12 protein-coding genes are annotated in these 16,287 nt (G+C 67.3%); 5 read left to right on the forward strand and 7 right to left on the reverse strand.

Annotation, left to right across the window (positions count from 1 at the left end):
• The first annotated feature begins 2 nt into the window (after positions 1-2).
• The 4 genes from AC1DSO_RS06015 (at position 3) to AC1DSO_RS06030 (ending at position 6,089) form a co-directional block, all read left to right on the forward strand.
• The gene (locus AC1DSO_RS06015) at positions 3-1,859 is read left to right on the forward strand and encodes a glycoside hydrolase family 2 protein (RefSeq protein WP_477067982.1); all 1,857 of its coding nucleotides are present in this window, start codon (positions 3-5) and stop codon (positions 1,857-1,859) included.
• A 133-nt stretch (positions 1,860-1,992) separates the two neighbouring features.
• Entirely contained in the window at positions 1,993-4,278 is a 2,286-nt protein-coding gene (locus AC1DSO_RS06020) for a glycoside hydrolase family 3 N-terminal domain-containing protein (protein WP_477067983.1), read from the forward strand.
• Positions 4,275-5,561, forward strand: coding sequence for an MFS transporter (locus tag AC1DSO_RS06025; protein WP_477067984.1), 1,287 nt, complete (start codon positions 4,275-4,277; stop codon positions 5,559-5,561). Before AC1DSO_RS06020 ends, AC1DSO_RS06025 begins: the two co-directional genes overlap by 4 nt.
• A 393-nt stretch (positions 5,562-5,954) precedes the next feature.
• Positions 5,955-6,089 (forward strand): hypothetical protein, encoded by a 135-nt coding sequence (locus AC1DSO_RS06030; protein WP_477067985.1) that lies wholly within the window; start codon positions 5,955-5,957, stop codon positions 6,087-6,089.
• A gap of 36 nt (positions 6,090-6,125) precedes the next feature.
• On the opposite strand, the gene AC1DSO_RS06035 is transcribed toward AC1DSO_RS06030, so the two are convergent.
• From AC1DSO_RS06035 to manD, 7 genes are all read right to left on the reverse strand, one after another.
• Complete coding sequence (locus AC1DSO_RS06035) at positions 6,126-7,013, reverse strand: TauD/TfdA dioxygenase family protein (protein WP_477067986.1); 888 nt, start codon at positions 7,011-7,013, stop codon at positions 6,126-6,128.
• A 69-nt stretch (positions 7,014-7,082) separates the two neighbouring features.
• Positions 7,083-8,720 (reverse strand): glycoside hydrolase family 43 protein, encoded by a 1,638-nt coding sequence (locus tag AC1DSO_RS06040; RefSeq protein WP_477067987.1) that lies wholly within the window; start codon positions 8,718-8,720, stop codon positions 7,083-7,085.
• Positions 8,717-10,012 carry an MFS transporter gene (locus AC1DSO_RS06045; RefSeq protein ID WP_477067988.1) on the reverse strand — a complete coding sequence of 432 codons (1,296 nt, stop codon included), beginning with the start codon at positions 10,010-10,012 and terminating at the stop codon, positions 8,717-8,719. The genes AC1DSO_RS06040 and AC1DSO_RS06045 overlap by 4 nt, the downstream gene beginning before the upstream one ends.
• Before the next feature lie 103 nt (positions 10,013-10,115).
• A complete protein-coding gene (locus AC1DSO_RS06050; protein WP_477067989.1) occupies positions 10,116-10,616 on the reverse strand; it encodes a low affinity iron permease family protein in 501 nt (166 codons plus the stop codon).
• A gap of 31 nt (positions 10,617-10,647) precedes the next feature.
• Positions 10,648-10,902: a hypothetical protein gene (locus AC1DSO_RS06055; RefSeq protein WP_477067990.1), complete on the reverse strand. Its 255-nt coding sequence runs from the start codon at positions 10,900-10,902 to the stop codon at positions 10,648-10,650.
• A gap of 429 nt (positions 10,903-11,331) precedes the next feature.
• On the reverse strand, positions 11,332-13,233 hold the full coding sequence (locus AC1DSO_RS06060; protein WP_477067991.1) for a hypothetical protein: 1,902 nt from the start codon (positions 13,231-13,233) through the stop codon (positions 11,332-11,334).
• Positions 13,234-13,330: 97 nt separating this feature from the next.
• Entirely contained in the window at positions 13,331-14,542 is a 1,212-nt protein-coding gene (gene manD / locus AC1DSO_RS06065; protein ID WP_477067992.1) for a D-mannonate dehydratase ManD, read from the reverse strand.
• A gap of 168 nt (positions 14,543-14,710) precedes the next feature.
• Here manD and AC1DSO_RS06070 point away from each other — a divergent pair, with 168 nt between their 5' ends.
• Positions 14,711-15,472, forward strand: coding sequence for a FadR/GntR family transcriptional regulator (locus tag AC1DSO_RS06070; RefSeq protein ID WP_056049263.1), 762 nt, complete (start codon positions 14,711-14,713; stop codon positions 15,470-15,472).
• Positions 15,473-16,287 lie beyond the last annotated feature (815 nt).

The following is a 16,287-nucleotide window of genomic DNA, read 5'->3' on the forward strand; positions in this document are numbered from 1 at the left end:
CGATGGGAACGAGATTGAAGGCGCTGCTGGGCGCGATCGGCGCCTTGGTCCTGCTGGCGCCGGCGGCGCAGGCCTCCTCGCCCACCCTGACCCGGGCCGACAACCGCGACGGCCAAGACCTTTCGGGGACCTGGCATTACTCCGTCGATCCCTACCGCGACGGCCTGGCTGGCTTCCATCGCGGCGCGCCGGGCGCCGGCCATCGGCGCTATGACGACGTCGACGTCGACGCCCTGACCAAGGCCAAGCCAACCGCGCTCTACGAATACGACATGGACCGTAGCCCGACGGCCACCCTGCCCGGCGGCTGGATCGGCCATGACCCGTCGCTGCGCTACTACAACGGCCTGATGTGGTATGAGCGCCGCTTCGACGCGCCGGCCCTGAAGCCCGGCCAGCGCGCCTTCCTGCGCTTCGAAGCGGTCAACTACACCGCCAAGGTCTATCTGAACGGCAAGGCCGTGGGCGAGCACGAGGGCGGCTTCACGCCGTTCTCGATGGAGGTCACCGACGTCCTGCGGGCCAACAACAACCAGATCACGGTCGGCGTCGACTCCACGCCTCAGACGGATGGTGTGCCGCCGCCGGTCACCGACTGGGAGAACTATGGCGGCGTCACACGACCGATGCGCCTGGTCATCACCCCGGGCACCTTCATCGACGAGGCCTGGGTGCGCCTTGGCAAGGACGGCAAGATCACGGCCACCGTGAAGCTGGACGGCGCCCAGGCGGCGGGCCAGGAGATCCACGTCCGCGTTGCCGAGCTGGGCCTCGACGTCACGGGCAAGACCGACGCGCAAGGCGTGCTGAACGCCTCGGCCGCCGCACCCAAGGGCCTGGTCCGCTGGTCGCCGGAAAAGCCCAAGCTGTACGACGTCGTCGTCCAGACCGGTGAGGACCGCCTGACCGATCGGGTCGGCTTCCGCACCATCGAGACCAAGGGCAGCGAGATCCTGCTGAATGGCAAGCCGATCTTCCTGCGCGGCATCTCGATCCACGAGGAGGAGTTCGGCGAGAACCCCGCCCGCACCATCACCGAGGCCGGGGCCCGCGCCCTGCTGTCCGAGGTCAAGGACGGCCTGCACGGCAACTTCGTGCGCCTGGCCCACTATCCGCACAGCGAGGTCACCACCCGCGTCGCCGACGAGATGGGCCTGCTGGTCTGGAGCGAGATCCCGGTCTATTGGCTGGTCGACTTCGCCAATCCGCGCACGATGAAGCTGGCGCGCGACATGCTGGCCGACAACATCCGCCGCGACCGCAACCGCGCCTCGATCATCATGTGGAGCGTGGCCAACGAGACGCCGATCACCGACGCTCGCAACACCTTCCTCTATCAGCTGGTCGACGACGTCCGGACGCTGGACGACAGCCGCCTGGTCACCGCCGCCCTGCTGACCGACCGCAAGACGGCGGACGGCCGCCCCTTGATGGGCCTCAACGATCCGCTGGCCGACAAGCTGGATGTGCTGTCGGCCAACACCTACAACGGCTGGTACAGCGACGACGCCCTGGACGCCCTGCCCGACATCGCCTGGAAGGTCACCGACAAGCCGATGGTGCTCTCCGAGTTCGGGGCCGACGCCCTGGCCGGCTTCAACGACCCTGTGCTGATCCGCAAGTTCTCCGAGGACTTCCAGAAGAAGTACTACGAGAAGACCTTGGCCATGGCCCGCAAGATCCCGACCATGCGCGGCATGTCGCCCTGGATCCTCAAGGACTTCCGCAGCCCGCGCCGTCAGCACCCGATCTACCAGCAGGGCTGGAACCGCAAGGGTCTGGTCTCGCCGACCGGCCGCCGCAAGCCGGCGTTCTGGGTGCTGCAAGGCTTCTACAAGGAGAAGGAAGCGGGGAAGTAACGCACCTCCCCTCCCGCCCCTCTCTACGACCAAAGTCGTGGGGATCGGGCGCGGCTTTCGGATAGCGCTCCCATCGGGGGGGCGTTATCCCAACGCTTGGCGCTCGCCCAAGAGATCGCACGATGGGGATGGCATGACGACGCGGCGGAACGTGATGGCGGGCGGCATCGCCCTGGCGACCACCCTGCTGACGCCGCGCCCCGGACAGGCCGCGCCGCCGACCGCGGCCCACGTCCAGCGGATCAAGACTCTGCTCGCGCGGATGACCCTGGACGAGAAGATCGGCCAGATGCACCAGCCGGCCGGCGGTCGGCAAAAGGCGCTGAACTCCAAGATCGACGCCGCCGCCCTCGACCTGGTCCGCCAGGGCGGCGTCGGCTCGTACCTGCACGTGGCCGGGGCCCAGTTCCTGCGCGACCTGCAGAAGGTCGCCGTCGAGGAGTCGCGGCTGAAGATCCCGCTGTTGTTCGCCATCGACGTGATCCATGGCTTTCGCACCCTCTATCCCGTGCCRCTGGCCATGGCCGCCACCTTCGATCCCGAGGCCTATCGCGCCTGCGCCCGCATGGCGGCGGTCGAGACCAGCATCAGCGGCCTGCACTGGACCTTCGCCCCGATGGTCGACGTCGCCCGCGACCCGCGCTGGGGTCGGGTGGTCGAGGGCGCGGGCGAGGATCCCTATCTGGGCTCGGTCATGGCCGTGGCCCAGACCGAGGGTTTCCAGACGAAAGACCTCGCGGGGCAGGACACGGTGCTGGCCTGCGTCAAGCACTTCGGCGCCTATGGCGCGGTGGCCGGCGGCCGCGATTACGACAGCGCCGACCTCTCCGAGCGGACCTTGAACGAGGTGGTCATGCCCGCCTTCCACGCCGGCAAGACGGCGGGCGCGGGCTCGTTCATGACCGCCTTCAACGACATTGGCGGCGTGCCGACCACCGCTAACGCCGCCCTGGTGCGCGGCCAGCTTCGCGACAAGTGGGGCTTCGACGGCATCGTGGTCAGCGACTGGAACGCCATCGCCGAGCTGATCGCCCACGGGATCGCCGAGACCCCCGCTCAAGCCGCCGCCCTGGCCCTGAAGGCCGGCGTCGACATGGACATGGCCGGCGGCGTCTATGCCGCCCACCTGAAGACCGCCGTGGCCGAGGATCCCAGCCTGCTGCCGCTGATCGACCAGGCCGTCGGTCACATCCTGCTGACCAAGGCGCGCCTGGGCCTGTTCGACGATCCCTACCGCTTCGGCGACGTGGCGCGCGAGAAGACCGTGATGGTCAGCGCCCCGCACCGCGCCATCGCCCGCGACGCGGCGCGCAAGGCGGTGGTGCTGCTGAAGAACGACGGCGCCCTGCTGCCGCTGGCCAAGACCGCCAAGGTCGCGGTGGTCGGGGCTTTGGCCGACGACGCCCGCAGCGCCATCGGCTCGTGGAAGGCGCGCGGCGAGGAGACCGACGCGGTCACCCTGCTGGCGGCGCTCAAGACCCGCCTGCCCGGCGTGACCTACGTCCCCGGCGCGGCGCCGCGCAGCGATGACCTCTCGGGCGTCGCCGCCGCCGTGGAAGCAGCCAAGGCGGCCGACGTGACCCTGCTGGTGGTCGGCGAGGACTTCGACCACAGCGCCGAGTCCCGTAGCCGCGCGGACCTGTCCCTGCCCGGCGGCCAGAAGGCCCTGGCCGACGCCGTGCTGGCGACTGGCAAGCCGGTGGTGCTGGTGGTGATGGGCGGCCGCCCCCTGGCCATTCCCGAGCTGCTGGCCAAGGCCCCGGCCTCGCTGATGACCTGGCTGCTGGGCGTCGAGAGCGGCCCGGCTCTGGCGGACATCCTGCTGGGCGAGGTCTCTCCGGCCGGCCGCCTGCCGATGGGTCTGCCCCGCAACGCCGGTGGCTTGCCCGAGACCTACGCCCACTATCCGACCGGYCGCCCCGCCGATCCGGACCTGGCCAAGGACACCGCCCGTTACCACGACCTGGACATCGGGCCGGTCTATCCGTTCGGCCACGGCCTCTCCTACGCCAGCTTCGCCTATTCGGACCTGACCTTGGACAAGGCCGCGATCGGCCCGAACGATACGGTGTCGGTCACGGTCGCCATCACCAACACCGGCAAGGTCGCCGCCGACGAAGTGGTGCAGCTCTACATGCGCGATCCGCTGGCCGCCGTGGCCCGTCCGGTGAAGGAACTGCGCGGCTTCCGGCGCCTGGCCCTGAAGCCCGGCGAGACCCGTCGCGTGACCTTCAAGCTCTCGGCGCGCCAGTGCGCCTTCTGGGAGGCCGGGCGCTGGCGGGTCCAGAAGGGCAAGATCGAACTGATGGTCGGCGCCTCGTCGGACGACATTCGCGCCCGCGCCGCCTTCGCCATTTCCGCCGACGGCTGGAGCGACACGCCCGCCGCCGCCCTCCTGACCCCGGTGACCGTCGCATGAGCCTCGAAGCCTCCACCGTTCGCCGGGTGACGACACGGCTGATGCCGCTGTTCTGCCTGATGTACCTGATCGCCTATATCGACCGGCAGAATGTCTCTTACGCCAAGCTGGACATGGTCCAGGCCCTGGGCCTCAGCGAGGCCGCCTATGGCCTGGGCGCCAGCCTGTTCTTCATCGGCTATTTCCTGTTCGAGGCCCCGTCGAACCTGATCCTGGCCAAGGTCGGGGCGCGGGTCTGGTTCGCGCGGATCATGTTCACCTGGGGCCTGGTCACCCTGGCGCTGGGCTTCACCCAGAACGCCACGATGTTCTACGTCCTGCGCTTTCTGCTGGGCGTGACCGAGGCCGGGTTCTTCCCCGGGGTGCTGTACGTTCTGACCCTGTGGTTCCCGCAAGGCCATCGGGCGCGGATGGTCGGCCTGTTCATGGTCGCCTCGGCCCTGGCCAACGCCGTCGGCGCCATGGTCGGCGGCGCACTGCTGGACTTGCACGGCCTGGGCGGCTTGGCGGGCTGGCAATGGGTATTCCTGGCCACGGGCCTGCCGGCTGTACTGATGACGCCCTACGTCCTGTGGAAACTGCCCAACGGGCCCGACAAGGCGCCGTGGCTGGAGCCCGACCAGAAAGCCTGGCTGGCCCAGACCCTGGCCGCCGAGCATGGCGGCGCGGAGATCAACCACGCCGGCGCCTGGAAGGCGATCCTGGACCCGCGCGTGCTGATGCTGGCGGGCCTCTATATCGGCATGCCGCTGGGGGCCTATGGGCTGAGCTATTGGCTGCCGACCATCGTCAAGGCGTTCGGCGTGTCGAACACCCTGAACGGCCTGATCAACATCATCCCCTGGGTGCTGGTCGCCGCCGCCCTGTGGTTCGTGCCACGCCACGCCGCCCGTCGCGGCTTCACGGTTTGGCACGTGGCGGGCCCACCGCTGATCGCGGCCGTGGCCCTGGTGCTCAGCGTCGTCGTGCCCGGGACCTGGGCCAAGTTCGCCCTGCTGTGCGTCGCCGCTCCCGCCATCTTCGCCGGCCAGCCCGGCTTCTGGAGCCTGCCGCCGACCTTTCTCTCCGGAGCCCGCGCCGCGGCGGGTATCGCGGCGATCAACGCGGTCGGCAATCTGGGCGGGTTCATCGCCCAGAACGTCGTGCCGATGATCCGCGACGCCACCGGCAACAACCTGGCGCCGATGCTGTTCCTGGCCGCCTGCCTGACCCTCACGGGCGGTTTGGTCCTTGTCGCCTTCCGGGTTCTCGGCGTCGGCGCCGCGCGCCCGACCCAGGCCTAAAGCGCGGCGGGTCGACGGGGCTCATTTTCGACCGACGGGTCGCCGCCGACGCGCTGCGAGATCGCCTGAAATCCAGGCAAGGCAAGGTTCTGTGCGTCTTTGTCGCACGAGTACGACCATAGAGAGCGTTGCCATAGGCCCCAGACTCGTCGATGACTATGGAACTCGGCGCACCCCACCGCGTCCGACACCTTTTTTTGTACCAGCCGGCTGRCCAGGCCCTTAGGGCAGGACCAGCCGGTTTTCTTTCCGATCACGCATTTCGCCTCTCGGCGCGACCCAATCGGAACAAAAGTCTACCCAACAGCGCGTGCGTTTTGATCGTTCGATGCCCAGTGGCTCAGACGCTTCCGTCTCGTATTTTTCCCTGAAAACGATTGCAGGAAGCTCGCCATGTCGTCCAGCAGCGTCGCCTTCAGCATCGATCCCCGCGCCGTCATGGCGCGCCGAGTGCTTCCGCTGTCCATGGCGCTGCTGTTGTGGGCCGTGGTGATCAACAGCGTTCAGCTGCTGGCGTCGGCGCTTTAGCGAGCGGCGGGAACAATCCCGCCGCCAATTCCAAGATCAGAACGGCTTGTCGCCCTTGATCGTCACCCGCTCGACGATCCGCTCCTGGGGCCAGTAGTCCAGGGTGGCGTAGTGCTGGGTCGCGCGGTTGTCCCAGAAGACGATGGCGTTCGGGGTCCAGCGGAAGCGGACCTGATATTCGGGCGTCTTCACCCGATCCAGCAGGTCATGCAGCAGCGCCTTGGCCTCGTCGTCGGGCAGGCCCAGGATCCGGGTGGTGAAGACCTTGTTGACGAACAGATGCTTCTCCCGGGTCTCCGGATGGGTCCGCACCACCGGATGGACCATGACCGGATAGGCCGCCCGCAGCTCCTGGCGTTTGGCCTCGTCGACGCGGTAGCCGTAGCTCTGGATGATGTCGTGCTCGGCGGTCAGGTCGGCGATCTTGTCCTTCAGCGCCTGGGGTAGGTCGCGATAGATGGCGGCGGTGTCGGCGAACAGGGTGTCACCGCCCATCGGCGGCAGGTGGCGGGCCCGCAGCACCCCGCCCATCGACGGCGCTTCGCGGAAGGTGACGTCGGTGTGCCACTTGTTGGCGGCGCGGACGATCGGGACGATCTCCTCGCGTAGCTTCATGCCGTCGGCCGCCTCGATGTGCAGGATCTCGGGGAAGCCCGGCACATGGGCCGTGACCGGATGCCCCTCCAAGTCGCCGAAGTAGCGACCGAAGCGGACATGGTCCTCGTGACTGATGTCCTGGTCGCGGAAGAACACCACCTTGTGGCGCAGCAGGGCCGCGCGGATCGCCGCGACGATCTCGGGCTTGAGCTCTTCCCGCAGGTCGAGGCCCGAGATCTCGGCCCCCAGCACCGTGCCAGCGGGGGTGACGGTCAGGCCGGCATAGTCGACGGCCTGGTCCTGGGAAATGGAAACAGGGGCGTTCATGGCGTTCTCCCTGGGCCGTCTGGAGCGGCTCCTGGACGGAACACTAAGGGTGAACGCCGTTCACTCAATTCACAATTTCTGGCGCCGGTATTCCCGTTCCTCGTACTCGAACCAGTCGAAGTCGGCCGGCGCGCCGTGCCCCGATGCATCCTGGCAGGCCATGCCGACGAAGGCGCCGGTGAAGTTCGGCGCGCCGGGCGCGGTGGCCTCGTCGGACAGGATGCTGGCGTCGAACCCCTCCGGCAGCCAGGTCCAGGCCCCCTGCCCTTGCCGGAACCCGAAGCGCAGGCGCTCGAAATCGACCTCGACCCGCAGCTCGACCGGACCGGCGGCCAGCGGGACCGGGGCGGTGAAGCTGTCGGCCTGCGGGCTGTCCGGCGTGCAGGTCATGACCCGCAGATGCTTGCCGATCTCGGCGTCATGGGTGACGTGCAGATAGTGCAGCTTGGAGCCGTTGTAGTAGCAGATCAGCCCGGCGGCCTGCTGGAAGTGGGCCGGTTCGAAGTCCAACACCGTGGCGGCCGAATAGCAGTGGGCCTGCTGGCGGCGGGCGACCAGGGCCTGGTTGAACACGCTGCCCAGGCTTTCGCGGCCGTAGAGGCGCAGCGATCCCGGCTTGGCCGTCAGGCTGAAGATCTGCTCCGGGAACGGCGTCCGCAGCCATTGGAAGTCGATCGGCAGGTCGGGGCCGTCGAAGTCCGCGCGCGCCGGCGCGGCGGGCCAGGGCTGTTCGGGCAGGTCAGGCGCGGGCGTCTCCAGGGTCGGATCGCCTGAACCGTCCAGGGTGCGCGGCCAGCCGTCGTCGCCCCAGACCAGCTTCTGGATCGCGGTCTCGCGCCCCAGGGTGCAGCGGCCCCGATTGGGAATCGGTCGGCCGACCAGATAGACCGCATAGGTCTCGCCGTCGGCGGTCTCGACCAGGTCGGCGTGGCCGGCGCGCTGCAGCGGCGCGTCGGGCCGGTCGCGGGCGGTCAGGAGATAGGTGTCGGGGTGCAGCGCATAAGGGCCGTCGATCGTCCGCGAGCGGGCCATGGTCGCGGTGTGGCCCCAGCCGGTGCCGCCCTCGGCGGTGATCAGATAGTACCAGCCGTCGCGCTTATAGAGGTGCGGGGCCTCGGTCAGGCCGATCGGCGTGCCTTCGAAGATCACCTTGCGCTCGCCGACCAGCCGCGCCTCGGCGACCGAATATTCCTGCAGCACGATGCCGGCAAAGCGGGTCTTGCCCGGCCGGTGGTCCCACAGCTGGTTGACCAGCCACTTCCTGCCATCGTCGTCGTGGAACAGCGACGGGTCGAAGCCGGAGCTGTTCAGATGGACGGGATCGGACCACTCGCCGTCGATCGTGTCGGCCGTGACCAGATAGTTGTGGAAGTCGCGCAAAGAGGCCCCCGACGCGCCGCCGACCGTGGTGCGGCCATAGCGCTTCACGTCGGTGAAGATCAGCCAGAACTTGCTGTCGGCATGGGTCAAGCACGGAGCCCAGACGCCGCAGCCGTCGGGATCGCCCAGCATGTTCAACTGGCTGGCGCGACGCAGCGGCCGGCTCAGCAGGCGCCAATTCTTCAGGTCGCGCGAGTGGTGGATCTGGACGCCCGGGAACCACTCGAAGGTCGAGACGGCGATATAGTAGTCCTGCCCCACCCGTATGATCGACGGATCGGGATTGAAGCCACGCAGGATTGGATTGCGGATCAAGGGAACGCTCACGGATTGGGAATCTGGATGACCGGCTGCGCCGTGGGCGCGATGCGATCCTTGACCAGGGTCCAGAGAAGAATGGCGCCCAGGATGTCCAGCACGCCCAGGGCGACGAAGAAGGGGTCATAGCCGATCGTCGTCACCAGACCGCCGATCAGCAGCGAGAAGATCAGCACGCCCAGATTGCCCATCATGCCGGCGAGACCGGCCACGGTGGCGACCTCGTCACGGCGGAACAGGTCCGAGGCCATGGTGATGACGGTGACCGACAGGGTCTGGTGGGCGAAGCCGCCCAGGCACAGCAGGGCGATGGCGGCATAGGGGCTCTCGACCCGGCCGACGAAGATCATGCCGGTCATCATCGCCGCGCCCAGGGTGAAGGCCCAGCGCCGGGCGTTGATCAGCGAGACGCCGCGTTTCTGCAGGAAATGGGCGATCACCGGTCCGAACATGCAGCCCAGGTCGGCCGCCACGAACGGCAGCCAGGCGAACATGGCGATCTGCTTGAGGTCGAAACCGCGCGTCTGCGACAGGTACAGCGGCACCCAGAAGGACAGCGTCCCCCAGGTCGGATCCGCCAGAAAGCGCGGCAGGGCGATGCCCCAGAACTGGCCTTGCTTGAGGATCGAGATGATCGACGGCCGGGTTCCGGCGTCGGTCAGGTGCGCCTCCTGGCCAGCGGCGATGCGGGCGCGCTCGTCGTCGGTCATCGCCGGGTGCTGGTCGGGCGAGCGGTACAAGGCCAGCCACAGGGCCACCCAGGCCAGGCCGAGGATCCCGGTCAACACGAAGGCCGCCCGCCAGTTCCAGGTCAGCGCGGCCCACACCACCAACGGCGGCGCCAACACCGAGCCAAACGAGGCCCCGATGTTGAACACCCCCCCGGCGAAGCCCCGCTCCTTGGCCGGGAACCAGGTGGCCACGGCCTTCATGCCGGCCGGCTGGGCCGAGCCTTCGGCCAGGCCCAGGAAGCCCCGCAGGACGGCGAAGCCCTGCCAGTTACTGGCCAGGCCGTGGGCCATGGCGATCACCGACCAAGCGGCCGCGAACATCGCGAATCCGGTGCGCAGGCCCAGGGTGTCCAGCACGTAGCCGCAGAACGGCTGCAGCATGATGCCGATCTGGAAGGCGCTGGTGATCCAGGAATATTCCCGCACCGTGATGTCGAGATCCTTCAGGATCGTCGGCGCGGCGATGCCCATGGTCGAGCGGGTCAGGTAGTTGACGATCGCGCCCAGCATGACCAGGCCGATGATCCACCAGCGCAGAGCGCGCAGTTTGGGCAAGGCGGTTCTCCCCATCGCGCCGCGCGCTCGTCATGACGCGCTGGATCGACTCGGTGTTACCGCTATCCTCGATGATATCTGACGTCCATCCTACCAAGGTCTGATGTCATCGGCCGGCTTAGTCCTGGGAGCCGGCTTTCAAAGCCTTGGCGCGGCTCGCCGCCTTGGCCCCCGTCGACGGCGCCTTCTTGGCCCCCGACCTGGCCGTCTTGCGCTTGGCGGCCCGGGCGTCCTGCTCGGCTGCCAGCCGCTGGAGTTTGCGCATGTGGCGATCCGCACGCTCCTTGCAGTGGGCGTGCATCGCCTCCAGCTCCTTGTCGGTCAGCGTCTCGATGCCGATGAACTCGTTCTCGGCGTCGGTGGTGGCGCGGATCAGTTCGTCCAGCTTGGTCTGCAGCGCGACGCCGTCGCGGTTCTGGGTGTTCTGGATCAGGAAGACCATCAGGAAGGTGATGATCGTGGTGCCGGTGTTGATCACCAGCTGCCAAGTCTCGGAGAATTTGAAGATCGGTCCCGAGGCGGCCCACAGCGCCACCAGGGAGATGCACATCAAGAAGGCGGGCGGACTGCCCGCGGCCTTGGCGGTGACGTTGGCGAACTTGGCGAACAGCTTATCCACGGGCGACCTCCTTCAGGAGGCCCGGTAACGCTTAAAACGTCGCGGCGGCTCCCTGTTGGCCAGGGCTTTCGTGCAAAGCCCTGGTGCTCGGGCGCTGAACCTGGCCAACAAAACGATCCCGGCCTTCGATCGCCGAGGGCTCCCAGATGAAGACGCCAACACAGTCGTGCGCCGCGGCGATCTCGCCAGCCAACTCAAGCGCGTCGCGGTCGTCCTGGGCCGCTTCCGCGATGAAGGTCAAGGACACGCCGTCCGCCCGTCTCGGATAGAAAAGATAGGTAGGCATGACACAAGCTCCGGCCTTTCGAGCGGGAGGGGAGCCAAAGGCTTCGTCTCTCAGTCATCGGCGCTCGAGAAAGACCGTGCCGACGATGTCTAGACGCTACCACCCCATTTCGGGGATTACGAGCACCAAAGTGGTAAAGCAGAACAATTGTTCGTCGTAAATCCGACATTGCACCAGACAGTGCTAATTCAATTCGCTTAAATACATGGTTATCACGACGGGTTCATTTGAAATGGTACCGGTATTAAAAGCATATGGCACTTTCCGGCTGAAATGGCGCTTTCTTCCGACACTGAACGCTAACAGGCGCGCCAGCCATGGCCCCGGGGCGCCAGACCGCCGGCTTTGGCGATGGCGCGTAGACGGCATGGCGTTAGGCGGCCGAGGCAGGGACATGCGGGCGCACGCCCACAGCGGCGGCCTGACGGGCTACTTGTAGGCGATCGTCCAGCTCACTGTGATCGGCTGGCCTTCGGCGGCCTCGCCCGTGCAGCTGGTCAGGGCAGTCATCGCCCCGGTCGGCGACCGATAGGCCTTGTCGTCGACCAACGGTTGGGTCGAGCAGCTCAGCCCCTCGACCGTGAAGCCGGTCACGTCGCCTGTCCCGAAGGTGGTCGCGCCGCCCTTGGTCACGGCCTTGCCCGAGAAGCTGGCGAAGGTCAGGTCCACGACCTTGACCGGAACAGCGCCCTTAGGCGTGAAGACGTCGGTGCGGCGGATGCGGCCCGGCTCAAGCACATAGGTCGTCTTGACGCTGAAGCGGTCATCGGCGACCGGCGCCCGCTGGCCCAGCCGGTCCAGCTGGTCCTGATCATAGGTCACCACCGTGCGTGGGCCTTGCTCGTCGATCTTGACGTGGGCCGCGTAGGCCAGCGGCGCCAGCTGGGCGCCGTCGGCCAGGGTGATGCGCGGCAGCAGCTGCGGGAACACTGCGTCGGCCACGCCTTGCAGCATCCCCGGCGAGAACGGGATCGGGTAGTAGGGCGTGTGCATGTGCTGGGTTTCGCCGCCGTTGATGATCGGCAGACCGATGACGCGGCCGCCCTTCCCGCCGGTGGCGTCGCGCAGGGTGATCACCAGGCGATCGTTCTTGCCGCGCGCGAACCAGGTCACCGAGCGCTTGGGCAGGGTGTTCAGCCACGTCGCGTAGCCGGGATCGGGCGCCTTGTCCTTGAAACCCAGCTCGTCCCAGATGGCGCTGGTATAGATGTATTGCCGGCCCAGGCTGAGGTTCTCGCCCAGGATCCGGTGCTTGCCGCGATAGGTGTCGGTGCGGCGGCCGTGCTCCCACATGTTCACCGACCCCATCTTGGGATCGAACCAGAAGTCCATGTAGCGGGCCGCCACGCGCGTGCTGAACGCGTAGGCCATGGTCTTTTCCTTGGGCGTCAGCACGTCCAGCTTGGCCGCGGCGGTCAGCACCTCCAGGAAGGCCGTCTCACCGTAGGTCCCGATGCTGCGGCCGTACTCGAAGCCTTCGCCGCGCAGGTTCAGGCGCGGCAGCATCAGGTCGACCGAGCGGCGCAGCCAGGCGCGAACCTCGGGCGAGGCGGGCATGCCGGCCTCGATCAGGCGGTGGCTGATCTCGCCGATCAGCAGCACGCTGTAGCGATCGAAACGTCCTTCGCCGGCGGTCTCGTCGGCGAAGCCGTATTCGCCCGAATATTTGCGGTAGTGCTCAAGCGTCTTGCCCAGCAGGGCCTCGCTGGCCGAGGCGTCCTCCCAGCCCAGCTGATAGCGCAGCCGCGCCACGCTGAAAGCGACGCCGTAATAGTTGTTGGGCAGGTTGATCAGGGTCAGGTCGTCGGTGCGCACGAAGCGGCGCCAGTCCAGCTTGGCCTTCAGCTTGGCTTGGGTTTCGGGCGAGACCGCCTGGTCCAGCAGACCGGCCTCCTTCAGCATCGAGAGGGCCTGGCAGTAGTAGTAGATGCCCCAGGTGTCGTTGGCGTCGCCGACGGTCAGGTCGGCGATCTGGCGATAGGCGGCCAGGTACTTGGCGAACTTCGGATCGGTGCGTGGCGTGTCGACCACCAGATAGGCCAGGCCGATGGCGATCTTGCCGGGCAGGAACTTGTCGTCAGCCTCGAACACCTTGACCCCGTCCAGGGTCATGTCGCGCTTTTCGGCCAGCAGCTTGTCCAGCAACACCGCCATCTGCGGCAGCAGGCGGGTCTCGATCGTGCGGTTCATCGGCGCCACCGCGCCGGCGTAGATCGGGCCGCGCGGGCCTTGGGCGGCGCCGGAAACCTGGGGCGTCGAGGCGGCCAGGGCGGGCGTGGCCGCGACCATCAGGGCCGTCGTCGTGAGGAGGAGAGAGGTCAGAAGGCGCATCGCTTACTCGCAACGGAGAAGCCGCGCGACGAGGATCGGCGGCAAGTTGGCATGACCAATCTTGCCGCCACCCGTCAGATGTCAAGCCAATTTGGCTTTACCAATTGAACATGGTGCCGTCTTGCAGACGATTCACTGGTAGGTAGGCGCGTTTATAGGTGTATTTTTCAGCCAGGGTTTCGTCGATGTCGACCCCCAGGCCCGGCTGGTCGCCCGGGTGCAGCATGCCGTCGGCGAAGGTGTAGGCGTGCGGGAAGACGGCGTCGGTTTCCGGCGTGTGACGCATATATTCCTGCAGGCCGAAGTTCGGGATCGCCATGCCCAGGTGCAGGGCCGCGGCCATGGTCACCGGCGACAGGTCGGTGGCGCCGTGGCAGCCGGTCTTGACGTGGTGCAGGTCGGCGAAGGCGGCGATCTTCTTCAGGTTGGTGATCCCGCCCGCGTGCAGCACGGTGGCGCGCAGATAGTCGATCAGCTGCTCCTCGATCAGGGTCTTGCAGTCCCAGATGTTGGAGAAGATCTCGCCGACGGCCAGCGGCGTGGTGGTGTGCTGGCGGATCAGGCGGAAGCCGGCCTGGTTCTCGGCGGGGACCGAGTCCTCCATCCAGAACAGGCGGTAGGGCTCCAGGTCCTTGCCCAGGCGCGCGGCCTCGATCGGGGTCAGGCGGTGGTGGACGTCATGCAGCAGGTGCACGTCCCAGCCCAGCACCTCGCGGGCCTTGGCGAACAGCTTGGGCGCGTGGTTCAGATAGGCGGAGGTCGACCAGACGTTCTCGGTCGGCAGGTTCCCGTCGGCCGGCTCGTAGAACATCTTGTCGCCCGAGACGCCGTAGGTGCTGGCCAGGCCCGGCACGCCGGTCTGCAGGCGGATGGCCTTGTAGCCCAGGGCCTTGTACTTCACGGCCTCGGCGATGGTGTCCTCGATGGTCTCGCCGTTGGCGTGACCGTAGACCGTGACCCCGACCCGGCTGGCGCCGCCCAGCAGCTGGTACAGCGGCAGGCCGGCCACCTTGGCCTTGATGTCCCACAGCGCCATGTCGACGGCGGCCAGGGCGCTCATGCCCACCGGACCGCCGCGCCAGTACGAGCCGCGATAGAAGAACTGCCAGGTGTCCTCGATCTGGTGCGCGTCGCGCCCGATCAGGCAGGGAATCATATGATCTTTCAGATAACTGACCACCGCGAGCTCGCGGCCGTTCAGCGTGGCGTCGCCGACGCCGGTGATCCCGTCCTCGGTCGTGATCTTGAGGGTCACGAAATTGCGGCCGGGGCAGGTGACGATGACCTTGGCGTCGATGATCTTAAGCATGGACCTATTGAGCTACCTGAGCGGAAAGTGGCCTGACCACTTTTACAGACATATCTGGCGAGATGCTAGTGGCCTTGCCACTTTGCGTGAAAGCGTGCGGTGTAGCGTCACCCAGGCCCATACAATAGGCTGCGACGAGGCCGGCGCGGTCGGATGGATAGTAAGCAGATGACCACCTCCACGACGGAAACCCGCAAGCTCTACCAACAGGTGGCGAACTCGATCGCCGATGCGATTCGCGATGGCGTGCATAAGCCCGGCCAGCGGCTGCCCTCCGAACGCGACCTGGCCGAGGACTACAAGGTCAGCCGCCCCACCGTGCGCGAAGCGATGATCGCGCTGGAAATCCGCGGCCTGGTCGAGGCGCGCCACGGTTCTGGCGTCTACGTCACCGAGGCCCCTCGCCCCGAGGCCCCGGCCCCCGACCTGGACATCGGCGCCTTCGAGCTGACCGAGGCCCGTCGCCTGATCGAGGGCGAGGTCGCCGCCCTGGCCGCCGCCACCATCACCGACGAGGAACTGGCCGAGCTGGCCGCGATCATGGACGACATGGTCACCGAGAACGACAACAACGTGAAGGGCGAGCGCGCCGACCGCCGCTTCCACGTCACCATCGCCCGGGCCAGCCGCAACAGCGCCCTGGTCACCGTCGTCGAGAACCTCTGGGACCTGCGCTACAAGTCGCCCCTGTGCCGGGCCATGCTGGAGCGGGCCCGCCAGGTCGGGGTTCGCCCGCTGATCGACGACCACCAGGAAGTCCTGATGGCCCTGCGCGAACGCGATCCCACCAACGCCCGCAACGCCATGCGCGAACATCTGGGCCGGGTCATCGACAACCTGCTGACCGCCACCGAGATCGACGCCCTGGAACGGGCCCGCAACGAGGTGGCCGCGCGGCGGACCGAGCTGGCAAGGCGGTCGGCGATCTAGGCGGATTGGCAAGCGGAGAGGGTTCATCGCGTCGCACGCTCTCGGGGACATGGCTCCGCCGCTTCACGCGGCTTTCCGCTGAAGTTAGGTGGGGAGGCGACGGAGCGGCCGGGCGAACCCGGAGACCGTTGTGGTTTGTGTGTTTCGGCTCGCTTACCGCTCCGCCAGGCTGTTCTCTGCCGTGAGGACGGCGGGCGTGAGCGTTGTCTGCTCGGGCCTCCGCTACCCCCGGACGGGCGTGGACCAACTGGATCGGCTATTCCGTCTCCAGCTCGGCGATCCACGATAGGCGGTTTTGGATCGATCACCGCCCTGTCGCTCCGCTGACGATTTGGTCCCGGACGGTCCCGTCACCCGCACGCGCTCCTAAAGAGTAAGCCGCGCGACCTGACGACACCGCCGGGAACCGCCAGCGGCCCCGCTCAACCTATCCCCATCGCCGCTTCGGGCCGGATCCAAGCGCCCTCCCCTTGCGACGGGGACAGCGATGATTGTGCAGCGGGTTTGAACGCGGATCATTCAGGAGCGCGTAAAAGTGAAAAGTCACTGAATTCGTTGGGTTCGATCTTGCGAACGCCGGGGACACAGCCCGCTCAATCCCCGTGAATCTCCATGAATCCCTCTCTCTGAGAGAGAGGGAGGGGCCCACGCCGCAGGCGTGGGAGGGTGAGTGGTTACACCCTCAACCGGCGTGCCGGCACCTAGCTCGCAACCGCGCCAAGATCGTCCAGGGGCTTCGCCTACCCACTCACCCTCCCACCGCTACGCGGCGGGCCCCTCCCTCTCTCCATGAGAGAGGGGTTCCGGTGAGCGTC

The organism is Caulobacter sp. P4_E5 (assembly GCF_056401555.1).